At 59.7% G+C, this 22,851-nt stretch carries 20 protein-coding genes; 7 read left to right on the forward strand and 13 right to left on the reverse strand.

The genetic code is table 11. The annotated features are described in order from the left end of the window. Positions 1-5 precede the first annotated feature (5 nt). Complete coding sequence (locus FPL19_RS08685) at positions 6-416, reverse strand: potassium channel family protein (protein WP_150912461.1); 411 nt, start codon at positions 414-416, stop codon at positions 6-8. Between the two features lie 115 nt (positions 417-531). Between FPL19_RS08685 and FPL19_RS08690 the strand changes: the two genes are divergently transcribed. Genes FPL19_RS08690 through FPL19_RS08710 form a run of 5 tightly spaced genes read left to right on the forward strand, consistent with a single transcriptional unit; the run spans position 532 to position 9,008 of the window. Next, complete coding sequence (locus FPL19_RS08690) at positions 532-1,770, forward strand: efflux RND transporter periplasmic adaptor subunit (protein WP_150912040.1); 1,239 nt, start codon at positions 532-534, stop codon at positions 1,768-1,770. Beyond that, on the forward strand, positions 1,767-4,934 hold the full coding sequence (locus FPL19_RS08695) for an efflux RND transporter permease subunit (protein WP_150912041.1): 3,168 nt from the start codon (positions 1,767-1,769) through the stop codon (positions 4,932-4,934). The genes FPL19_RS08690 and FPL19_RS08695 overlap by 4 nt, the downstream gene beginning before the upstream one ends. 15 nt (positions 4,935-4,949) lie before the next feature. Further along, complete coding sequence (locus tag FPL19_RS08700; protein ID WP_150912042.1) at positions 4,950-5,633, forward strand: ABC transporter ATP-binding protein; 684 nt, start codon at positions 4,950-4,952, stop codon at positions 5,631-5,633. 7 nt (positions 5,634-5,640) lie between these two features. Beyond that, entirely contained in the window at positions 5,641-7,920 is a 2,280-nt protein-coding gene (locus tag FPL19_RS08705; protein WP_150912462.1) for an FtsX-like permease family protein, read from the forward strand. Beyond that, complete coding sequence (locus FPL19_RS08710) at positions 7,917-9,008, forward strand: lipocalin-like domain-containing protein (protein WP_150912043.1); 1,092 nt, start codon at positions 7,917-7,919, stop codon at positions 9,006-9,008. Before FPL19_RS08705 ends, FPL19_RS08710 begins: the two co-directional genes overlap by 4 nt. Before the next feature lie 11 nt (positions 9,009-9,019). On the opposite strand, the gene FPL19_RS08715 is transcribed toward FPL19_RS08710, so the two are convergent. From FPL19_RS08715 to FPL19_RS08750, 8 genes are all read right to left on the reverse strand, one after another. After that, positions 9,020-9,745, reverse strand: coding sequence for a proteasome-type protease (locus tag FPL19_RS08715; RefSeq protein WP_150912044.1), 726 nt, complete (start codon positions 9,743-9,745; stop codon positions 9,020-9,022). Positions 9,746-9,843: 98 nt separating this feature from the next. Continuing rightward, complete coding sequence (locus tag FPL19_RS08720) at positions 9,844-10,629, reverse strand: transglutaminase family protein (RefSeq protein ID WP_150912045.1); 786 nt, start codon at positions 10,627-10,629, stop codon at positions 9,844-9,846. Continuing rightward, positions 10,626-11,564: an alpha-E domain-containing protein gene (locus FPL19_RS08725; RefSeq protein ID WP_150912046.1), complete on the reverse strand. Its 939-nt coding sequence runs from the start codon at positions 11,562-11,564 to the stop codon at positions 10,626-10,628. Before FPL19_RS08725 ends, FPL19_RS08720 begins: the two co-directional genes overlap by 4 nt. Further along, positions 11,558-12,991, reverse strand: coding sequence for a circularly permuted type 2 ATP-grasp protein (locus FPL19_RS08730; protein ID WP_150912047.1), 1,434 nt, complete (start codon positions 12,989-12,991; stop codon positions 11,558-11,560). The genes FPL19_RS08725 and FPL19_RS08730 overlap by 7 nt, the downstream gene beginning before the upstream one ends. Positions 12,992-13,207: 216 nt before the next feature. Then, on the reverse strand, positions 13,208-14,416 hold the full coding sequence (locus tag FPL19_RS08735) for an ammonium transporter (protein ID WP_150912048.1): 1,209 nt from the start codon (positions 14,414-14,416) through the stop codon (positions 13,208-13,210). Positions 14,417-14,625: 209 nt separating this feature from the next. After that, positions 14,626-15,549: a MotB family protein gene (locus FPL19_RS08740; protein ID WP_150912049.1), complete on the reverse strand. Its 924-nt coding sequence runs from the start codon at positions 15,547-15,549 to the stop codon at positions 14,626-14,628. A 5-nt stretch (positions 15,550-15,554) separates the two neighbouring features. Beyond that, positions 15,555-16,331, reverse strand: coding sequence for a flagellar motor protein PomA (pomA, locus tag FPL19_RS08745; protein ID WP_150912050.1), 777 nt, complete (start codon positions 16,329-16,331; stop codon positions 15,555-15,557). Beyond that, entirely contained in the window at positions 16,313-16,726 is a 414-nt protein-coding gene (locus tag FPL19_RS08750; protein WP_150912051.1) for a YkvA family protein, read from the reverse strand. Before FPL19_RS08750 ends, pomA begins: the two co-directional genes overlap by 19 nt. A 106-nt stretch (positions 16,727-16,832) precedes the next feature. Here FPL19_RS08750 and FPL19_RS08755 point away from each other — a divergent pair, with 106 nt between their 5' ends. Next, on the forward strand, positions 16,833-17,597 hold the full coding sequence (locus tag FPL19_RS08755) for a fructosamine kinase family protein (protein WP_150912052.1): 765 nt from the start codon (positions 16,833-16,835) through the stop codon (positions 17,595-17,597). A gap of 9 nt (positions 17,598-17,606) precedes the next feature. On the opposite strand, the gene FPL19_RS08760 is transcribed toward FPL19_RS08755, so the two are convergent. Genes FPL19_RS08760 through FPL19_RS08775 form a run of 4 tightly spaced genes read right to left on the reverse strand, consistent with a single transcriptional unit; the run spans position 17,607 to position 21,344 of the window. Then, positions 17,607-17,864, reverse strand: coding sequence for a TIGR03643 family protein (locus FPL19_RS08760; protein WP_150912053.1), 258 nt, complete (start codon positions 17,862-17,864; stop codon positions 17,607-17,609). Between the two features lie 11 nt (positions 17,865-17,875). Next, entirely contained in the window at positions 17,876-19,489 is a 1,614-nt protein-coding gene (locus FPL19_RS08765; RefSeq protein ID WP_150912054.1) for a phytoene desaturase family protein, read from the reverse strand. 12 nt (positions 19,490-19,501) lie between these two features. Further along, positions 19,502-19,981 (reverse strand): DUF6231 family protein, encoded by a 480-nt coding sequence (locus tag FPL19_RS08770; RefSeq protein WP_150912055.1) that lies wholly within the window; start codon positions 19,979-19,981, stop codon positions 19,502-19,504. A gap of 40 nt (positions 19,982-20,021) precedes the next feature. Then, the gene (locus FPL19_RS08775) at positions 20,022-21,344 is read right to left on the reverse strand and encodes a DASH family cryptochrome (protein ID WP_150912056.1); all 1,323 of its coding nucleotides are present in this window, start codon (positions 21,342-21,344) and stop codon (positions 20,022-20,024) included. 165 nt (positions 21,345-21,509) lie between these two features. Here FPL19_RS08775 and FPL19_RS17790 point away from each other — a divergent pair, with 165 nt between their 5' ends. After that, positions 21,510-22,811, forward strand: a complete 1,302-nt coding sequence (locus tag FPL19_RS17790) for a methyl-accepting chemotaxis protein (protein WP_150912057.1) — start codon at positions 21,510-21,512, stop codon at positions 22,809-22,811. The last annotated feature ends 40 nt before the right edge of the window (positions 22,812-22,851 follow it).

Genomic DNA, 22,851 nt, shown 5'->3' on the forward strand with positions numbered 1-22,851 from the left:
GATGATTACCGGCTTGGCCAATAGCGCTGCATCTCGACAAACAGGAAGGAGGCGCTCCAGGTAATCAGAACAAATCCGGTCAGGCCTTCAATACCCGTCAGATAGCGGAGGTCTCCCTCGGGCTGTATGTCGCCGTAGCCAACGGTGGTGAAGGTGGTGAAGGAGAAGTAGACGGAATCCAGAAAGCTGCCGCTGAAATTACCGGTGAGCTGGCCCCAGCCGTCCCCGTGATGCATGAAGAAATAGGCGGCGGCGAAGAGCCAGACCTCCGCGGTGTGGGCCAGGAGCACGCCGAAAACCGCGGTGATCAGGCGAAACCGGTGGCTCTGGTGCATCTTGTTGAGAAAACTGCTAAGCCGTAACAGGGCTTCGTGGTGAATAAGCACCGCCGCCATCACAATCAGGGCGTTCAGCATGAAGACGCTGATGAGGCTGACATGCTCTTGCGCAGACAAGTATTATTCGCTCCATGTACGTCATTCGTTCCCGTCAGTCCGACGGTTGTCAATTACCTTAGCTGGCCAGTGAGTAATGTCCAAACGACTTTTTCCCGTTCTGATTCTTGCCCTGGGTATTGCCGGTTTCCTGTTTCTGAAAATGACCCGTCCGGAACCGGCAGAAGTCACCGCCACTGAGCGCAGTTGGCGGGTCAATGTCCAGAAGCTCCAGCCGGGAAGCCATGTGCCGGTACTGCCCCTTTATGGTGAAATTGTAGCGCCGGAACAGGTGACGGTCACCGCGACCCTGGCCGGACGGATCGACCAGCGGCCGGTGTCCGAGGGCCAGCGGGTCCGGGCCGGCGAATTACTGGTTGCGCTGGATGACGCCGACATCCGACCAGTGCTCGCCCAGGCAGAAGCTCAGGTTGCGGATCTCGAGGCCCAGATCCGGTCAGAGCAGGTGCGGTACCGGAACGATCAGTCGGCCCTTGAAAGTGAAAGGGCGATCGAAGCCAATGCCCGGCGGCAGCTTGAAAGGATCCAGTCGCTGGTAACGCGGAACCTGGCATCACAGGAAGACCTGGAGGCAGCAACTGACGCGCTGGCCCGGGCGGAGCTGATGGTGAGTAACCGGGAGCGCGCCATTGACGAGCATCCGGCCCGGCTGCAAAGCCTCCAGGCCCGACTGGCCCAGGTCCAAGCCAGCCTGGCATCGATGCAACGGGATGCCGAGCGTGCCACCGTGCGCGCGCCCTTTGACGGCGTTGTGACCGGGGTTCAGGTTGCGCCGGGTGATCAGGTATCCCGCAATGAACCCTTGCTGTCGCTGTATCCGACCGAAGGCCTGGAGCTGCGGGCGCGGGTGCCGGAAATGTATCGCACCGAGCTGGTGAATGCGCTCGTAGCGGGTGAAACACTGTCGGCGTTCAGCGAAGGGCAGCAGCACCGGTTTGACCTGGTACGCTTTGCCGGTACTGCCGACCCGGCTGGCACCGAAGCCATTCTGGCGGTGAGAGGATCGCCGCAGGGCCTGAGGCCGGGCGGACTGCTGCCGGTCATGCTGGAACGGCCTGAGCGGGCGCAGACCGTGGCGATTCCCTTCAGCGCGCTTTACGGCGCAAACGCGGTCTACCTGATGAACGACGATAATCGTATGCAGCGTGTCGAGGTGGAGCGCATTGGCGAAGCCCGCGCCAGCAACGGCGAACGTCGCCTGCTGGTGTCCGGCGAGGCCCTGGTTCCGGGTGCACGGCTGATCACCACGCATCTGCCCAACGCCGTCACCGGCCTCAAGGTGGATGTGGCCGATCCCGGAGCTTCTGAGCAATGAGACGCGGGAAAGGTGTGATCGGGTTTTTCGTGCATCACCGGGTTGCCGCCAACCTGGTGATGCTGGTGATGCTGCTCGGCGGTGTGTTGGCACTGACCCGGATGAACATCCAGTTTTTTCCCACCTTTGCACTGGATATCGTCAGCGTTCGCGTGGTCTGGAGTGGTGCCTCCGCCGAGGATGTCGAGCAAGGCATTACCAACCCGCTGGAGCAGCGTTTGCGCAGTGTCGACGGTCTGAAAAAAATGACCTCCACCTCGGCCCAGGGCGTGTCGTCCATTACCTTGGAATTCGAGGAGGGCACTAATCCGATTCTGGCCCTGGACGATGTTCGCCAGCAGGTCGACGAATTCACCAACTTTCCTGCTGAAGCGGAGGAACCCCAGGTAACCCGGGTGGAGCGGTATGAGCCCGTGGCTCGGTTGCTAATGTCGGGTGACGTAGACCGAAGTGAATTGCGGCAAATGGCCTACCGTTTTGAGGATGAGCTGTTGCAGCGGGGAATCGATCGGGTCTCCATCCGTGGCCTTCCGGAACAGCAGATCAGTATTGATGTGCCGGTTGAACGGCTTGAGACCCTGGGGCTGTCGCTGGACCAGATTGCCGAGCGGGTTGCCGCCATTTCACGGGACCTGCCGGCGGGTATGATGGCCCAGCAGGACGCCACCCGTGAACTGCGGGCGGTGGAGCAGCGCCGCAGCCCCCAGGAATTCGAGAACATTCCGGTGCTCAGCGGCGAACGTATCCAGCTGAACCTGGGCGATATCGCGATTATCCGGCAGGAAGCCCGGGAGAGCCAGGTGTCTCTGGAGAAAGACGGCAACCCGGCGGTCGAGCTCCAGCTGCAGCGGTCGGAAAATGGCAACTCACTGGCGGCGGCGAAGGTGCTGGAAACCTGGCTGGCGGACACCCGGCCGCTGCTGCCGCCGACTATCGAGCTGGAGGTATATGACGAAACCTGGCAGCTGCTGGATGATCGTATCTCCCTGCTGGTGAACAACGGTCTGGGTGGTCTGGTACTGGTGGTTTGCCTGCTCTATCTGTTTCTGCCGGGTCGCGTCGCCATGTGGGTGGCCATCGGTATTCCGACCGCGTTTCTCGCCGCCATGGCGGTGCTCTGGCTGATAGGCGGGTCGATCAACATGATATCCCTGTTTGCCCTGATCATGGCGCTGGGGGTGATTGTCGACGACGCCATTGTGGTGGGGGAGGACGCCGATGCCCATGCCCGAATGGGGGAGGAATCCATTTACGCCTCCGAAGGTGCTGCCAAAAGGATGGTCTGGCCGGTGCTGGCGTCCTCCCTGACCACCGTTGCGGCCTTCATGCCCCTGCTGGTTGTGGGCGGCGTGATCGGCAATATTCTCGGCGACATTCCACTGGTGATGATCTGCGTTCTGGTGGCCTCCCTGCTGGAATGTTTCATTGTGCTGCCTGCGCACCTGCGGCACGCCTTTGTGCCCCGCCGCAAGAAAAAATCAGGGGAGGCAGAGACAGCGCCGAAAAAACCGGGCCCTGTGGAGCGTTTCCGGCGCGGCTTCGAGAAGAGCTTCGACCGGTTCCGGGAAGGCCGTTTCCGGCGCTTCTCTCGTTACAGCCTGGAGCATCGGGGCGCTACCGTAGCGACTGCGGTGGCTTTGGCCCTGTTGACCGTTGGCTTGCTTGCCGGTGGCCGGCTCGGCTTCAACTTTTTTCCAACCCCGGAGCCCTCGGTGTTTTACGCAAATGCCAGCTTCGTCGCCGGCACCGACCGGGGCACCGTGGACAGGTTTCTCGGCCAGATGCAGCGAACGCTGAACGAGACCGAGGCGGCCCTGGGCGGCGACTTCATTCTCCACGCGGTGACCACCCAGGGCGCAACTCTCGGGGCGGAAGGCAGCTCCCGCAGCGGTGACGAGCTGGGATCGATGATGATCGAGCTGGTGCCGTCGGACCGGCGATCGGTTCGAAATCCCGAGTTCATCACCGAATGGCGCAGCAGGCTGGAGATACCGGCCGGACTGGATAATCTGACGATTTCCGAACGCCAGGCGGGGCCACCGGGGCGCGACGTTAATGTACGACTGACCGGTGAAAACGCAGAAGACCTGAAGCGGGCCGCGGATGAGCTGGGTCAGGCGCTTGCCACCCTGCCGGGGGTACTGGATGTGGAAGACGATATGCCCTGGGGCAGGGAGCAGCTGATCTATCAGGTCAGCCCCTCCGGGAAGGCCCTGGGGCTGACCACCGCGGATCTTGGTAGGCAGCTGCGGGCCGCATTCGATGGCCGGGTTGCACAGATCTACCAGGACGGCCGTGACGAGGTCGAAGTGCGCGTGCAGTTGCCCCGGGATCAGCGGGAACGTCTGTCGACCCTGTCCCGGATGACTGTGCGGGTGCCCGACGGACGTTTTGTGCCGCTCAGTCAGGTAATGAATCTGGATCATCGCCAGGGCTTCCAGGCGCTGCGTCACGCCGATGGCAAGCTGGCGGTGGAGGTTACCTCAGGCCTGAATACGCGGGTCAGTACCACTGACCAGACTCTCGCCAGCCTGCAGGCGGAGGCATTACCGGACATTGCCAGCCGATACAACGTGCGCTACAGCTTCGAAGGCCGGGCCGCTGACCAGCGGGAAACCATGGCCGATATGAAAACCGGGCTGTTGATCGGCCTCGGACTCATGTATGTGGTGCTGGCATGGGTGTTTGCGTCCTGGAGCCTACCGTTGATTGTCATGGCGATTATCCCGTTTGCTCTGGTGGGTGCCTTGCTGGGGCACTGGCTGATGGGCCTGCAGTTAACCATTCTGTCACTGTTCGGGCTGTTTGGGCTGTCGGGTATTGTGGTCAATAACGCGATTATCCTCGTAGCTTTTTACAATCAGCAGCGGCAGAAAGGCCTGGGCATTACCGATGCGCTGAACGAAGCGGCGGTTCAGAGAGTCAGGGCGGTACTGCTGACCTCGCTGACAACCATTGGCGGCCTCCTGCCATTGTTGTTTGAAACGTCCCTGCAGGCGCAGTTCCTGATTCCTATGGCTACTTCCATTGCCTTCGGACTGGGTCTGTCGACGCTGCTGGTGCTGGTGGTTGTCCCGTCATTGCTGTCGTGGCTTGAACAGTACCGGGAATGGCGTGCCAGCCGGCGAGGGACGGTCGCCGAGCCCCTGGGGGCGCCCGAATAACCTGAGTGGAAGAGCATGGTGGAACCTGTACTTGTGGCCCGAGGCCTGAATAAACAGTTCCGCAGCGGTAATCAGCCGGTGTCGGTGCTGAGTGATCTCTCCCTGCGACTCGATCGCGGCGAATCCCTGGCGCTGACCGGTCGCTCGGGATCAGGCAAGAGTACGGTGCTCAATATCCTGTGTGGCCTGGAGCAGCCCGACGCCGGCCGGATTGAAGTACTGGGTGAGGCGTTTGACAGTCGGACCCAAGAACGGGGGCATCAGGCAGAGGCCCGCTGGGCAAAGCTCCGGAGACAACAGATTGGTGTGGTTTTCCAGGAAGCAAACCTGATGCCGGCCCTGTCATTGCTGGATAACGTCCGCCTGCGTGCCCGCCTCGCCGGACAGAATGACGACGACTGCCGGGACCGGCTGGAGCGCCTGGGTATCGGCGAGCTTGCTGGCCGCTATCCGGACCAGGTCTCGGGTGGCCAGCGGCAGCGAGCGGCCCTTGCCATGGCGTTTGCGATGAACCCGGCCCTGATTCTTGCGGATGAGCCCACAGGCAGTCTGGACCGGCACACCGCCGAAGCTGTTACCCGCCAACTGTTCGAGCTTCAGGCACGCCATGGCTGTAGCCTGATTCTTGCCACCCATGACACCGAACTGGCTACTCGATGCAGTCACCATCTGGACCTCGGGCACCAGCCCGGTTCCTGAGCCTATCATGACCCTGTTGGCCGCTCTGTTCAGCCACTATCGACGTCATCCCCTCCAGCTGCTGGCGCTGGCGGCCATGATTGTACTGGCCACCATGCTCTGGACTGGCGTTCACCATCTGACCAGCCAGGCCCGGGCCAGCCTTGATCAGAGCGAATCGGCGGTGGCAGAGCGCCAGCAGGTGATCCGGGCTGATGGTGAGCCGGTTTCCGTGCAGGACTTCGTGACACTCAGGCGCGCGGGCCTGTGTGTCATGCCCTGGCTGGAAGTGGCATTGTCCGGCGCCGGACGCGTAGTGGGTGTTGATCCCCTGGCGGCTGGCTGCTTTGATCGTGCGGATCAGGGCAATACGCCCTGGCGTGGTGAACTCAATGGTGCGCCCTTCGTGGATATCAGCGAAGCGGCCGAGCTGGCAGAGGCACAGGAACCCCCGGCGGGAGAGTTGTCGTTGCTGATTTCCGGGACCGACAGTGATGCCGGCTTGCCTCCGGGTTACCTGCTTGCTGCGTTTTCCCTCGGGCCCGACACCGGCGAGCTGGGCGAAAGCTTTCTGCTGAATCTGGACGCCCTTGGCGTGCTTGTTCTGCTGATCACCGCTTTGCTGCTGCGCAGTGTCTATCTGCTGGGTCTGGCCCAACGCCGGGAAAGTTTCGCATTGCTGCGGCGTTTTGGAGTCCCCCAGAGCCGGATCAGCCGCCTGCTGGTGTTTGAGATTATGGCGTTGGCCCTGGTATGCATCGTCCCCGGTGTCTGGCTTGGTCGTTGGCTGGCGACGGGCCTGGGGAGCGGGTTCGGGCGAGCCCTGGAAGGGCTTTTTGATACGCCGCTGTATGCCGGGCGGGGCGGCGGCTGGTTGGTGCCGGTTGCCACCATGCTGGCGGTCGTTCTGGTGGCGTGCCTGGCGGACTATCTCCGGCCCCTGGCCCGGCGATTGGCTGTTGCCGGCCCGCCGCAGGGCCTGTTACCCGTGCTTTTTTTGCTTGCAGGGATTGCCCTGTCAGTCTGGGCGCCGGGCCTGGTGTGGCTGTTCCTCGCTGTGGCCATGGTGTTTGTCGCGGCTGGCATTCTGGCGCCGTTTTTGATCTCCCTGTTGGCGGACTGGCGAGCCGGGCGCGAGTCAGATCCGCTTGCGCGCTGGCGCCACCGGGAACTCTCCGTACTGGCGCGGCGCCTGGCTCTGCCCTTGGTAGCGCTCCAGTTTGCCATGGCTATGGTGCTGGCAGTCCAGGCACTGGTTACCACCTTCGAAAGCACTTTTGATCAATGGCTGGCGCAACGGCTGGAGGCAGAGTATTACATTGAAGTTCCTGAGGGCGCAGATGCCGGTGCGGCGGCAGCTTGGCTGATGGAACAGCCGGCGCTCAAAGCTTCGGGGCGCTGGCATCGGGTCATCCGGGGTGAAGCAGCCCTGACGAATTCGTTTGGAAAGCAGGGGCCGGTGGTGGATGTGTTTGCACTGAGCCCCATTGGCCCTCTGGTGACCGGCTGGCAGCTGTTTGAATCGGTGAATTCGCCCTGGCAGAGCCTGGCAGAGGGGCCGGGCGTGATGGTGAATGAACAGCTGGCGCGCCGGTGGTCGGTGGCCATTGGCGATACGCTTCCGCTGCAACTGGGCCAGCAGGTTAGCGAGTTCCCGGTCCTGGCGATCTACCCGGATTATGGCCGGCCTGCCGGCGAGATTCTGGTTCACGCATCGGCGCTGCCCCCGGATTTCCGGGTCAGCTTTCAAAGTCTGTCGATATCACCGGGAACAATGTCGATAGAGGCCATCAGCCGCAATCTGAAACGGATCTGGAGCGTAGAGCAGCTCACGGTGCGGGACAACCGGGCGATCGAGGCCCTGGCCTCCGCTATCTTTGACCAGACCTTTCTGCTGACCCGGGCAATGACGATTTTGACCCTGATACTGGCGGCTATTGCCCTGTTGATGATGGGCTGGGTGTTGTTCTCTACCCGGGCCTGGTACTTCCGGCTGCTGGTTGTCTGGGGGCTGCCGCGCCGGCAGGCCGCAACCCAGCTGACCCGGCTGGCACTGTCACTGACTACGGCCATTGCCCTGCTGGCACTGCCCCTGGGGGTGTGGCTGACCTGGGTGCTGGTGCATCGTATCAATCCCCTGGCCTTCGGCTGGTCCCTGCCGATGGCAGTTTATCCGGGGTTCTGGCTGGAGCTTGGTGCACTAAGCCTGTTGGTGGGGCTGAGTATTGCCCTGCTGATGCGCCGGCAGCTGAACAGCCCTGCGTCGGCACCGGAGAGTGCCAGTGCCCTGTCCGGAGGTGAACGATGAGCCGGTTCTTCTGGCTGGTGTTAGTAGCTGTTTTGGCAGGCTGCTCCGAGCAAACTGGGCAAGGTGGCTTTGCCGGGCTGACCGGAGTTGCGGATTCGCGGGACGAGGTGCCATTTTTGCAGCCCGGTCCGGGAGACCAACTGGGGTTTCCTGAAGATTTTGGCCCTCATCCCCAGCATCGGATTGAGTGGTGGTATCTGACCGCCAATCTGGAAACTGCAGGAGGTGATCCCCTGGGCTTGCAATGGACCCAGTTCCGGCAGGCCATCAAACCAAGGCCAGCAGATGCTAAACCACCCGATGCCGAAAACTGGCCATTGGAGGCGGCCTGGATGGCCCACGCCGCAGTGAGCTTCGACGGCCGGCACTATTTCGCCGAAAAACTGGCCCGGGGAGACGTCGGCCATGCCGGGGCCCGCGCCGACCCTCTGGCGGTCTGGCTCGACGATTGGCAACTTGCTGAGTCTTCCGAAGACGGGTTGTGGCGTTTGCAGGTAGAGGCGGACAGCTGGTCCTACGACCTTTCCCTTCAAATCAGTGGCAATCCGGTAGCCCATGGCGACCAGGGTTTCAGTGCCAAATCGGCTACTGGCGAGGGCTCCATGTATTTCAGTCTGGTGGACATCCGGATTGCCGGAACGGTTACCGTCGGGGGCAAGGCCGTGGACGTCTCCGGCCGGGGTTGGTTCGATCGGGAGTGGAGCAGTCAGTTGTTGAAAACCGGCCAGCAGGGCTGGGACTGGTTTGCACTGCATCTTGAGGACGGCCACAAGCTGATGGCCTTCCGTTTGCGTGAGGATGAACGGAATTTTCTCTCCGGCAGCTGGATTGCGCCGGATGGCTCGGTGACGTCGCTGGAGCCGGACCAGATTGAGCTCACCGGGAGGGATTGGCGGACCTCTGAAAACGGCCGTGTCCCAGGACAGTTCCGGCTACAGATACCCGATCATGGTGTGGATGTCAGCGTGTCGGCACCGCCCGGCCAGTACTGGAACGACGGGCTTTACCCCTACTGGGAAAGCCCGGTGACCGTGGAAGGCTCCCATGCTGGTGTGGGCTATATGGAGCTGACCGGCTATGGACGATAAGCCCGTGCAGATCAGCGAATGGTGGGCGGTTTCAGGTCGCTGAACAGCGTCTGGAGGCCGCGATGCCAATCGGCCCGCAACTGATGGAAGTAATCGTTGTGGTCGTCGACCTGTTCAATGAAGCAGGGTTTGAGCTGATCATTACGATAGATCGCCACATCCAGCGGCATGCCCACTGAGAGGTTGCTTTTCATGGTGGAGTCGAAGGAAATCAGCGCGCACTGGTAGGCCCGCTCCAGAGGCGTATCGAAACTCATTATCCGGTCGAGTATCGGTTTGCCGTACTTGGATTCGCCAATCTGGAAGTAGGGGGTTTCCCGGGTGGCCTCGATAAAGTTGCCCTCCGGGTAGACGTTGAACAGCCGTGGATTCTCGCCGCGAATCTGCCCGCCCAGAATCATCGAGCAGCTGAAATCCACGTGGCTGATCTTGCCGTCTGGATTGTCCCGTCGGATGACTTCCCGCATGGTCTGCCCTACAAGCTCGGCTGCCTCGAACATGGAGGGGGCGTTCAGCAGGTTGAGATCCTTGGTGCCGCTTCGTTTATCCAGCAGGCTGATCACGCTCTGGCTTGTGGCAAGGTTACCGGCGGACAGTATAACCAGTTCGCGCTCTCCTTCCTGCTCAAAGACGTGCATTTTCCGGAACGTGGAAATCTGGTCGAAACCTGCATTGGTGCGGGAATCGGATGCGAATACAAGGCCATCGGCCAGTCGCATCGCCACACAATAGGTCATAAGCGGGTATCCTCGGGAACAGACTGAACGGCGTCAGTTTACCCGGTTTTTCAGAGAAATCATGCGGCGCGTTCGTCTTTTTAATCGGCTTTGCCCGGTTACTGACTCTCACTTGCGGGGGTGACCCACGCTCTGGTGTGAAGACGCTCGGTCCCGCCCCCGCTGCGCATTCCTCTTACCGGCGCCGCATCCAGATAATCCAGACCCGTCGCCAGTTTGATATGGCTTTCTGCCACGTTCAGCAGGTTCACCACGTCAAAGGTGTGCCAGTTGCGGCCCAGCCAGACCTCTGCCCAGGCATGAGTGGCCAGGTGGTCTTCGCTGTTGGTATGGATATAGCCACTGACATAACGCACTGGCACGCCGATGTACCGGCAGCAGGCGATAAACACGTGGGTATGGTCCTGACACACCCCCCGTTTCTGGTCAAAGGCTTCCGCCGCGGTGTGGGTGACGGTGGTAGCGCCGGGCATGAACTCGATGTGTTCCAGGATCCGGTTCATCATTCGCACCAGGCTGCGTTTGTTCGCAGAGAACTGCTTGGCAAACTGCTTGATAGGCTTGTTCACTTCAGTCAGCGGCGTTGGACGCAGGAAAACTTCCGGCGGGAAGGGTGAATCATCCTTGGTCAGAGGCTTGCCCGTCAGGTCTACGATGCCCTCTGCCGTCAGCGTGATTTCGGAAACCGGTTTGTCCATGGTCATCACGGTAACCTGGTTGCCGAATCCGTCCGTCATCATGCTGGTGTCGCCGGGGGTACGCAGATTCCAGGCAAGAATACGCTGCTGGGGCGTGTTGCGGGGCGTCAGCCTCAGGTATTGGATGCTGGTCTGGGTGGGTTCGTCATAGGTATAGGTCGTTTCGTGGCGAATTTTCAGTTTCATGCCTGCCACCCCATATAGTCCTTCTGGATCTGTGCGGAAATGTCCTGAATCCGCTCCAGGAAGTCGGTCAGGTATTCGTGCAGGCCACGTTCGGCTATGTAGTCCCGGTCGCCGTAATGAATATTGGCGTACAGGCTGTTGGCCATTCGTCTGGCTCTCCTGGCATCACCGCTGTCGACAAGTTCCAGCAGTGCCACAATTTCATGCAGGCAGGCGTGCAGGGAACGGGGTACGTCCAGCTCCAGTATCAACAGTTCGGCGACGTTCAGCGGCAATATGTTGGGGCCGTAAATCTGTTGGTAGGCTTCGAATGCCGCCAGTGAATGCAGCAGTGCGGTCCACTCGAAAAAGGAGCGGGTCGCGTGCTCGTTATGGGATGCGCTGGCCATTTCATGCCGGATGTCCAGCACCCGGGCGGTGGTGTCGGCTCTTTCGATAAACGTACCCAGACGCATGAAATGAAAGGCGTCGGTTCGAAGCAGAGTGCCATAGGCGGCGCCCCGGAAGATGTGGGAGCGGGCCCGGGTCCAGTCAAAGATCTGGCTGGCATTGGATTCAGTAACGCCAGTCTTGCGTAACTCCTTCATTTCAATGTACGACAGGTTGATGCTTTCCCACACGTCTGCGGACAGGCTGCCGCGTACATGAAGTGCGTTGTCCCGGGCGCTTTGAATGATGTTGAACACGCTGGCGGGATGGCGGTCATCCAGCAGCATGAAGTCGATCAGGTTCTGGGGGGTCACATCGCCGTAGAGTTTTTCGAATTCCCCGGACGTGCCGGTGACCAGCAGAGGCACGGATAGCTGCTCTTCCCGGTCTTCCGGAACATCGATCAGCGCCATGGTCAGGCTGATGTCCAGCAGGCGGGCCTGGGATTCAGCGCGTTCCAGATAGCGGGCCATCCAGAACAGGCTGGATGCGTCGCGGCTCAGCATAAGTCGTCCTCCAGCACCCAGGTGTCCTTCGTTCCGCCGCCCTGGGACGAGTTCACCACCAATGAGCCTTCCTTCAATGCCACCCTTGTAAGTCCACCGGGCACCATCTGGACTTTCTTGCCGCTCAATACAAAGGGCCTGAGGTCGAGGTGTCTTGGTGCGATCCCCTCCTCCACAAACGTGGGGCAGGTAGAGAGACTGAGAGTCGGCTGGGCGATGTAGTGATGGGGCTTTGCTTTCAACAGGTCGCGGAAATGACTGATTTCCTTCTTGGAGGCTCTGGGCCCGATCAGCATGCCGTAGCCGCCTGCGCCCTGGGCTTCCTTGACTACCAGTTCCGGCAGGTGCTCCAGCACGTATTTCAGATCCTTGGGTTTGCGGCACTGCCAGGTTGGCACGTTTTTCAGAATCGGCTCCTCGCTCAGGTAAAAGCGGATCATGTCCGGGACGTAGGGATAAATGGACTTGTCGTCCGCCACGCCGGTGCCCATGGCGTTGGCCAGCACTACGTTGCCACTGCGGTAGGCGCCGTAAAGGCCGGGCACGCCCAGCATGGAGTGCGGGTTGCCGGACAGAGGATCCAGGAAGTCATCGTCAATCCGGCGATAGATGACATCCACCTGCTGGGGCCCGATGGTGGTCTTCATGAAGACCTTGTTCTTGCGCACGAACAGGTCGGCACCTTCCACGAGTTCCACGCCCATCTGGCGGGCCAGGAAGGCGTGCTCGAAATAGGCACTGTTGAAGCGGCCCGGTGTCAGGACCGCGACGGTGGGGTTGGGCTTCAGTGATGCGGCCCGCAGGGTTTCACCCAACAGCGCCGGGTAATGATCCACCGGGGCCACCGGTGCTTCCGCAAAAAGTTCCGGAAAAAGCCGCATCATCATCCGGCGGTTTTCCAGCATATAGGATACGCCGCTCGGGCAGCGCAGGTTGTCTTCCAGCACGTAAAAATCGCCGTCGTTGTTGCGGATCAGGTCGATGCCGGCGATATGGGAGTAGAGGTTGCGGGGCAGTTTCAGGTTCTGCATCCCGGGCTGGTACTGGGGGTTGGCAAATACCTGCTCGGCGTTGATGACTCCCGCTTTTACGATGTCGAAGTTGTGGTAGATATCATGCAGGAAGCGGTTGAGCGCATTCACCCTTTGGCGCAGACCACTCTGCAGCTTGTGCCAGTCCGAAGCAGAGATGACCCTGGGGATCAGGTCGAAGGGGATGAGACGATCCGTGCCCTCATCCTGGCCATAGACGTTGAAGGTGATGCCCAGACGCTGGAACAGCACATTGGCTTCACGGCGCTTTTCAGCGATCAGATCCTCGTCCGAGTTGATCAACCAGTTCTCGAGGGTTCGGTAGTGAGGGCGGACGCGATTGTTGGGGTCGAACAGCTCGTCGTAGAGACCGTCCTCCGGAGTTTTTATCAGCATGGTTACACACTTCTCCCTTGGCGGCGTTTATGACGCCGTGTCTGATATCCGGTTTCAGTTCGTTAGAAAGTTCTGTGTAAAACCGCAGCAAATGGTGGGCCAGTATTTGCATTTGGCGGGCAGACCTCAGACTTCAGTAAAGGAGCAGACAGGGGCTTTGTCAAAAACGGGGGGAGTGGCGCGCGTGGCTCACTCCCCCGAAGGGAGGAAAAAGGATTAATCAGTGGCGTTGGCACCGATGCGGTGGATGCTCAGGTCGGCGCCGTTGAATTCTTCCTCTTCGGTGAGGCGGATGCCGGAAACGGCCTTGACCGCACCGTAGACCGCCAGGCCACCGATGAAAGCCACCGCGACGCCGGCAATGGAGCCGATGATCTGGGAGGTCAGGCTGACGCCGCCAAGGCCACCCAGGGCTTCCTGGCCGAAGATGCCGCAGGCGATTGCACCCCAGACACCACAGACGCCATGAAGCGGCCAGACACCCAGTACATCGTCCAGGCGCTCGATCCGGTCCTGAGCCCAGTCAAACAGAAAGACGAAGAGCGCACCGGCAACGCCACCGGTGATCAGTGCACCGACAGGGTGCATCAGGTCGGAGCCTGCACAGACAGCCACCAGGCCGGCGAGCGGACCGTTGTGAATGAAGCCGGGGTCCTTCCGGCCCACAAACATGGCAACCAGCACGCCGCCTACCATGGCCATCAGGCTGTTGACGGCGACCAGGCCGCTGATGCCGTCCATGGTCTGGGCAGACATCACGTTAAAACCGAACCAGCCGACGGTCAGAATCCAGGCGCCAAGGGCCAGGAAGGGGATGCTGGACGGGGCGAAGGCCACCACCCGGCCGTTGCGATAACGTCCGTTACGGGCTCCCAGCAGTAGAACGGCGGCCAGGGCGATCCAGCCACCGACGGCGTGCACTACAACGGAGCCGGCGAAGTCATGGAAAGGTGCACCAAACTGGTTCTCCAGCCAGCCCTGGAAACCGTAGTTGCCGTTCCAGATCATGCCTTCGAAAAACGGATAGACAAAACCGACGATCACTGCAGATGCAATCAGCATTGGGTAGAAGCGGGCGCGTTCGGCGACGCCACCGGAGACGATCGCGGGAATGGCCGCGGCAAAGGTCATCAAAAAGAAGAACTTCACCAGTTCGTAACCGTTGCTGGCGGTAAGCTCGCTGGCACCGGTCATGAAGTGGCTGCCGTAGGCCACGTAGTAGCCGATAAAAAAGTACATCACGGCGGAGACGCCGAAGTCGGTCATGATCTTGACCAGGGCATTAACCTGGTTCTTGTGCCGTACGGTGCCGACTTCGAGGAAGGCAAAGCCGGCGTGCATCGCCAGCACCATAATGGCGCCGATAAGAATGAACAGCGTGTTGGCGCTTTCGGTCAGCGTGTGAACTGCACTGGTGATATCCACTGGGTGATCTCTCCTGAATGGTTAAACGACGTGCCCCGGGGGCGACAATGCATTCAAAGAGGGCAAGCTAAGCAATAGATGTTCCAAAATAATGCATAGGCAGGAAGTTCGGGGGCTAAGAGAGATCGTTGGGTAGAAGCGCCATTACATTAAGCTCGAAAGCGCACGAAAGTAGTGCGCAATGAGCGAATGTGGGCTTTTATGGTGCGCTACCAGGAGATCCGATTGCCGGAGGGGCCCGGTTCTATGGTGGGCTCGAGAAGCGGCTCCTGTTGACCAGAGGGCGCGGAGCCAATCAGTTCCCTAAGCCGCAGAATCTCCTCCTGAACCTTGTCGGACAGGTCGAGGATGATCTCGACCCGTCGGTTTCGGGCCCGGTTTGCAGCAGATGTGTTGGGCACCAGGGGCTGGGTGTCGGCCTTGCCGGTGACGCTGACCCGGTCTGCCTCCAGTTGACCGCGGGCCAGCAACACATTGGCCACGGCGGCCGCCCGGGCGGCGGACAGATTCCAGTTGCTGGCAAACTGGCTGGTATTGATCGGCAGGTCGTCGGTGTGGCCTTCGATGGCGATGTCGCCGGGCATGTCCGCCAGTATCGGAGCCATGTCCAGAAGCAGTCCCTCGAAATCATAGGTTACGTTCGCTGACGCAGAGCCAAACGAGCCCTTTTCCTCGATACGGATGATAATACGTGTCTGGTCCTGAGTGACGCTGATGCGGCCCTCGGCAATGGCCGGTTCCAGCACCTCGAGAATTCTGTCGACGCGCTCGTCCATCTGTTCCTGAACGGCTTCTGCAATTGCCTTGGCTTCGGGACTTTTCAGCGTTTCCAGTTCCGGCTCTTCCGTGGTGGTGGTCTGCTTTACCTGTTCCAGCACGGTGGGCTCGGGCGGCGCCGGGGAAAACTTATCGAAAATCGGACTGGTGCCCTGTGGGATTTCCAGTGCGGGCACTTCACGCTGAACGCCAAAGGCTTTGGAGAGCTCCCCGGCGATCTGCTTGAACTTCTGTGCGTCGATTTCGGAGAACGACAGCAACAGCACAAAAAAGCACATCAGCAGAGACATAAGGTCGGCAAAGGTGACGACCCAGGCCGGAATCCCCGGTTTCTCCTCCTCGGGCAGTTCATCCATGATTGCTAACCTGTGGCCTCTTCAGTTTGCCCCTGCTTCTCACGCTGCTTTGGCGTCAGGTAGCTGGACAGCATCTGTTCCACAACCCGCGGATTGGTGCCTTCCTGGATCGCCACCAGCGCATCAATGTAGAGGGACTGCAGGCGGGCCTCTTCGGTCATCCGCAGTGACAGCTTATCGGCTATGGGCGTTGCAATCATGGTGGCGATCATTGCGCCATAGAGGGTCGTGAGCAGCGCTACCGCCATGGCGGGGCCGATGGACTTCGGGTCTTCCATGTTGGACAGCATCTGGACCAGACCGATCAACGTGCCGATCATGCCCATGGCCGGCGCCACATCCGCCAGGGCGGTAAAGACCTTGGCGCCGGACCGGTTGTGATCGAGGGTCATCAGCCGTTCTTTGTTCAGCAACTGTTTGATAGTGTCGCCATTGTGGCCATCCACCAGCATCTGGATGCCCTGGCCAAGAAATTCGGTGGAAACATCCCGGCCTTCCAGGCCAAGCACGCCCTGCTTTCTCGCGACCTGGGCAACCTCTACCAGCTCATCAATGCTGTCCAGCATGTCCGGTAACCGGAACTTGAACGCCCGGGCGGCCGCTTTGAAGGCTCCGAAAAACTGGACAAAGCTGAACTTCGCCAGCACCACGAGGAGGCTGCCGCCCACAACGATCAGCAGGGACGCAGGGTTTATGAAGACATCAGGCGAAACACCAAGGATAACCGCAGAGGAAATAAGAAGCAGTGCACCGAGCAGTCCAATCAGGGTTGCGAAGTCCAAGACTCCTCCTTGTGTTCTTTCCAGGCTGCGTAACGCAGAAGGTCGGATTCGACCATCGTCAGGCAGAGGGCAACAACGCCCGCATCGTCAATAAAACCAAAACCCAGAATAAGATCCGGAATTACGTCCAGCGGGTTCAGCACGTATACCAGCGCACCGGCGATGGCCGCGATGCTTTTCCACGGCACAGCACGGTAATTGCCTTGCCAGTAGTCACGGAGCATGGAAAACATCAGGCGTATATCGGAACTGAAACGCATCAGCTTGCCGCTGTTGCGGACTTTCTCTTCAATGGCCTGTTGTTTCTCGAGTAATTCGTTGACGTCCTGCTCTCTCACTTTGCCTGCTTCACGGTCAAGCTGCTGTTTTGCTTTGCGATCATTGAATATGGCCATGCAACCGTCGTCCTGTCCGGCATTAATTAGCGAGCCTATCTTCTAACAGGCGCCCTCTGAAGCCAAGGGTTGAAACCGGCCCGCCCGAAGCATTTATACTAACTGGATGGAGAAGTTCATCAAACGTAACGCCGCCTCGTATTCCGACGCGCTGATTCGGGAAGCCCAGGGCCTGCGACTGCTCGATGATACGCTTCGCGCTGCTGGCGTTGAGGGGCCTGGCGCCGTTCGGGTTCCTGAAGTTCTCAGTGTCTCGGAATCGGAACTGGTTATCCCCCGCATCAACCCGGCACCTGCCACCCCCGAGAAGATGGCTGCGCTGGGTGAAGGCCTGGCGCGTATGCATAGGCTGCCTATCGATCGGTATGGGCTTGACGCGGACAACATGATCGGGCTTTCTCGACAAAAGAACACCCTGATGGATCACTGGGGAAAATTTTTCCTGGAATACCGGCTGAGGCCTCAGGTGTCGATGATTGCCGACGGCGGAGTACGCGACGAATTCGAATCCACCCTGGATGCCTGCGGTGAGAGAGTGCAGGTATTCCTTGATGAGCATTGCGATCATCCCAGTGTGCTCCATGGAGACCTGTGGTCGGGAAATGCGATTTTCGACCGCGATGGCCCCTGGCTGATTGACCCGGCCGCCTACTATGGCGACCGGGAAGCCGATCTGGCCATGACTCATTTGTTTGGCGGCTTCTCGCCGGATTTCTACCGAGCCTACCATGCGGTCTATCCCCTGACGGCAGCATACGAGCGGAAGCGGCCCGTCTATAACCTCTACCATACGCTCAACCACTACAATCTGTTCGGCGATTCCTACCTTGGAGCCTGTCGTCGCAACCTTGGCGCCGTTCAGCAAATCTAGCTTCCCGGTCTATCGCTTATACTGGGTAGGGCAATAACCACGAATGACGCCCTCCGGCCGCAGGGCGCGATGCTTGGTTTTACGACCGCTAACCCGCTTTCGCCAGAGCCGGAAACTGGCCGGCTTCAGCGAGCGACGCATCACCCGGATCACTTCCTTCTCTGGCAGACCATAAAGCGCCTCAATGGCTTCAAAGGGCGTGCGGTCTTCCCAGGCCATTTCAATAATCCGGGACAGTTCCGGTTCCTCGAGTTCGGTTGTTTTCATAGAAATCCAGGCTATCCAACAAAAATTCGTTTCGCCAGGGGCGCCCCTCGTAGACCCAAAAACGAGAGGGACGTCATCAATCCACCGATCATTGCACCCACAACGCCACAGGTGAGTACGTCCTGGCCGGTCAGATACAGGCCAGGAACCTCGGTTTTCGGCCGCAGCCATTGCTGGTCGAAGCGTTCCGGGGTGTGGTCCAGGCCGTAGAGTTCGCCCCGTTCATAGCGGCAGAACCAGGCGGTAGACAGGGGAGTGGAGGTTTCCAGGTAGTCCACTTTGCCGCGCAGATGGGGAAGTTTTTCGTAGACCACCTCCATGATGCGATCGGTGATGTCGTTCTTCAGCGCTTCATAGTCACCGCCGCGCTTGCCCCAGGTGGTGTCTTTCCAGGCTTCGAACATTTCCCAGGTGGTGGGTGCCACCACTTCGATGGTGGAGGTGCCGGGCCACCGGTTTTGGTAGTCCGGGTCCTTGGCGGCGGGAAAAGACACGTAAACGACCGGGAAGTCAGCGCTGGTGTCCTCAAGGAAGGCTTCCACATTGTCGTCGTGATGGGCGCTGGGATAGATCCAGAAGTTGGTTCGGGGCAGCCCGAGCTGCTCCGGCGTGCCCTTCAGGCCCAGATAGAGCCCGATATGGGGCATGGACTGCCGGATATGCTGACGTTTTGTCTGATAGCCACATTTGTCAGCGATGCCCGGCGGCAGCAGTTTTTCAAAGGTGTTGATCACGCCGGCGTTACTGATGACGGTGTGGGCCTTGATGTCCTGGCCATCGGCCATTCTCACACCGACGGTTTTGCCTTTGTGGATGAGGATCTCGGCTACGTCTGCATAGGTAAACACCTCGCCCCCGGATTGCTGGATTACGGGGATGATGGTCTTGGCGATTTCCGACGCGCCGCCGACCGGGTAATAACCGCCATGGATGTAGTGTTTGGCGATGAGCGCGTGAATCATGAAGCTGGACTGCTTGGGGGTAACCCCGCAGTCGCCCCACTGGCCGGTAATGGCGCCGATCAGCTCCTCGTTGTCAGTCAGTTCCCGCAACACTTCATAAGTGGTTTTGTTAAAACAGTCCGGCAGGGTCATGTCCAGACCCTTGCCGATCAGCGGTTGCAGCAGCCCGGGCGAGATTTTGGACAGGGTATACCACTGCATGCCTCCGGCGACCTTGCTTAGCAGGCTGATGTACTGATCAATGGCTTCTTCCTCATCCGGGAACTCGCTGACCAGCGAATAGCGGAAGCCGGCTTTCCCGGCGCGCAGGTTGACGACTTTATCGCCCAGGAAAAAACGGTCGTAGTTCTCGTCCATTGGCGCCCAGTGCAGTTTGCCGTCGGTAATATAGTCGAACAGCTTTCGGCCCAGGGTGTTGGGGCTGCCCATGTCGCCAATGTAGTGAACCCCCACGTCCCATTCGTAGCCGTTGCGGGCGTAGCTGTGGGTATAGCCGCCGGCGGTGTAGTGCTGCTCCAGTACCAGCACCTTTTTACCCGCTTTCGACAGGCAGGCGGCGGTGGTCAGTCCGCCGATGCCGGAGCCGATCACGATGGCATCGTAGGGGCCGTCCAGGCGGTTGGCGCGGTATCGGCGACCGATCCGTATCGTGCTGGGTTTCATATCAGAGAGTCCTCACCACCACGCCTTGCCCCACATTTCCGGGTTGGCCCAGTTTTTCGGGTTGTTCCAGGCGCGCTTATGGTTGTAGTTGTCGATGTTGTAGGTGTAGAGCGTCAACGCCCGGCCATTATCGTCAAGCTCGGCCTGACGGCGGAACCCAAGCCCGATGAAATCCTTGAAGTCCCAGCCCTGCTCGGGATCGACCACGACAGCGATCTGGTGAGTGCCGTAGTTACGAAGCTGACCCAGCAGCATTTCCCCCTCGCCATGGGCGAGTTCCTCCAGGGTATGGGTGATAAGGGCAAGATCCTGTGTTTGCGGTAGTGGAAAGGCCGAGTTCGGGGACCGGGCATCCAGGGTAATGACGTAGGACGTCTTGCGATGCTGATGCCAGTGCTCTCCCACTTCTACGGCAATATCGCCGCATACCACCAGGCTCTCGGGCTGGCAGGTGTCCACGATGCGGGCAAGCGCCTGATGGCTGGTGGTCATGGCTGGCGTGTCCTTTAACAAGAGCGTGGGTGGATGAGTATTACACCGGCCAGTCAGCCGCATCAACCAGATGCAGTCCAACGGGCTGATCGGCTTTACCGTTCCAGCGGGCCACGAATTCGCCGTCGGGGTCGTATTCCCGGGCCTGTTTTTCCAGGTTGAACTGCCGCAATCCGCGGGGGTCGGCACCCACGCCTGCCAGATACTGCCAGTTGCCCCAGTTGCTTGCCACGTCGTAGTCGATCAGCTGCTCCTGAAACCAGGCCGCGCCGTATCGCCAGTCGAGTTCCAGTTCGTTGACAAAACAACTGGCCACCAGCTGGCGGGCCCGGTTGCTCATGTAGCCGGTTTCCCGCAGCTGATTCATGGCGGCATTGACCAAGGGGTATTCGGTGTTGCCCTGGCACCATGCCATGAATCGATGGCCGTAAAAGGTCCAGGGTCGGCGCTTGCGCTGCACGCCGTCTCGTCTGAACAGGTTGGCCCCATGTTTCAGGGCATACCAGTAATAATATTCCCGCCAGAGTAGTTCGAACCAGAGCCAGTAGGTGGATTCATTGCTGGTCTCGGTTCGCTCGTACTCTTCAATGGTTTTCGCCACCTCCCGCGCTGATAAACAGCCATTGGCCAGCCAGGGTGAAAACTTGGACGACGCGTCCCAGGTGTCCAGCGCATTGCGGGTTTCCTTGTAAGTGGCAATGCTGTGGTTCTGGAAGACGAATTCTTTCAGCCGGGCCAGGCCGGCATCCTCGCCGCCCCGAAAGGCGATGGCGTGTTTTGGTTCCGGAATTGGCGGGCATTCACCGCGGTTATCCTCCGGGAATCCCGGGGGAGGTGGCAGCGCCGTCAGGATTCGGATGCGCAACGCCTCTGAATGGCGCTGCCCGGCTTTTTCCACCTGTTTGCGAAACTGCGAAAAGGTGCCCGGCAGGTCCTCCAGCGTCATGGGCAGGGAGCCTTCGGTGAACAGACTGAGAGTTTCGAATTGCTGGAAGGTTGTGCGGGGTAAGCGGTCTTTCACCGACTGCCATTGCCCGGCCTCTTCAGTGCCGGGCTGGCGGGAACGGATGACCCGATCCATGGAAAAATTTTGCACCAGCTCCGGCAAGACCGTCTCTGGTTCGCCGAATGCAATGTGAAGGCGCTGGCCCAGAGGACGAAGGCTCTTTTCCAGGGCCATCAGGCTCTGCCACAGAAAACGCCACCGGTGGCTTCCCATGGCACGGCACTGAAGCGGACCCGGTTTGAACCAGCGGGGGTCCACGACGTAGACGCAAAGCAGCATGTCCGACTGCGACGCGGCCAGCATGGCAGCGTTGTCGTGCAGGCGAAGATCCCGCGTCAGCCAGTAGAGGGTCTTCATAGCTATCAGCCTTGTCTATGGTTTTGATAGAAAAGTAATACGGTAAAACACTGAATATGGTTTTGAGAAAACCAATAGATAATGGCTATAATTCGCAACCATACCGATTGCCACAGAACAGGATGTCCGTGGTCAGATCCTCAGGACCTCTTTGAGAAGAAAAGAATGTTTTTGACGAAGCAAAGAACGGCCGAACTGGCCGATTATCGGCAACGCGTGCATCACTGCGAGGCTGTGCAGGAGGCGATCTCAAGCGCCATGGCAACCATCGAATTTTCCCCGGATGGTGTCATTCTGGCGGTAAATGAACTGTTTCTTGACGTGATTGGTTACTCGCGGGATGAAGTTTTGGGGAAGCACCACAGCCTTTTCTGTGACCCGGACTATGCACGCTCCAGCGAATACCGCGAGTTTTGGGAGGTACTGCGCAGTGGCCGGTCTCACGCTGGCACTTTTCCCCGGCGGGGCAAAAAAGGCGACAAGCTGTGGCTGGAAGCAACCTACTTCCCGATCAAGGATGAACAGGGCCGGATTGAACGGGTGATGAAAATCGCTTCGGACGTAACGCCGGAGCACGACCGTCTGCGGGATCAGGAAGCGGCGTTCAAAGCCATCAACCGGTCCATGGCCACCATCGAGTTTGAGCCGGATGGCACTATTATCCGGGCCAATCAGAATTTTCTCGATGCCATTGGTTACCGGGAAGAGGAGGTGCGCGGTAAGCATCACCGTATCTTTTGCGATGGGGATTTCTACCGCGAGCATCCGGACTTCTGGGAGAACCTTGCCAAAGGCGAGTTTAAAAGCGGACAGTTCCGGCGCATCCGGTCAGATGGCTCAGACCTGTGGCTCGAAGCCAGCTACAACCCGGTTTTTGATGAGCAGGGCCGGGTTGAAAAAGTGATCAAGTTTGCCAGTGATATAACTGGCCGGGTAGAGACGGCCATAAAGACCCAGGACGCCGCCACGGTTGCCTCGACAACGGCGACCCAGACCCGGGCCGTAGCCAAACGTGCCATGGAGGCGCTTCAGCATTCCAGGTCCACTTCCGAGCAGATTGAGGCGGGAGTCGACAGGGCAAAGGCGATCATTGCGGATCTGAACGAACGTTCCCAGAGTATCGAAAAAATGGTTGGGACCATCGCCGGGGTGGCGGACCAGACCAATCTGCTGGCGCTGAACGCCGCCATTGAGGCAGCCCGCGCCGGTGAGCATGGGAGAGGTTTTGCCGTCGTTGCTGATGAAGTTCGCACGCTGGCTGCCAATACAGGCGTCGCCACCAAAGAAATTGCGGACGTCATTCATGCGATTCTGGAGCTTTCAGGGGGCGTCGAGCGTCAGGTTGGGGAGGTCCTTGGAAAGGCCGTTGAAGGCAGAAAGCAGGTGATAGACGCTGAGTCGATCGTTGCTGAAATCCAGGGCGGTGCGACCGATGTGCAGAATGCGATCGATGAAATCGGCCGGTGATGCTGTCTTAACGGGACGCCGCCCCAGAAGGGCGGCGTCG

Source organism: Marinobacter halotolerans, assembly GCF_008795985.1.
GTDB classification, from domain to species: Bacteria; Pseudomonadota; Gammaproteobacteria; order Pseudomonadales; family Oleiphilaceae; genus Marinobacter; species Marinobacter halotolerans.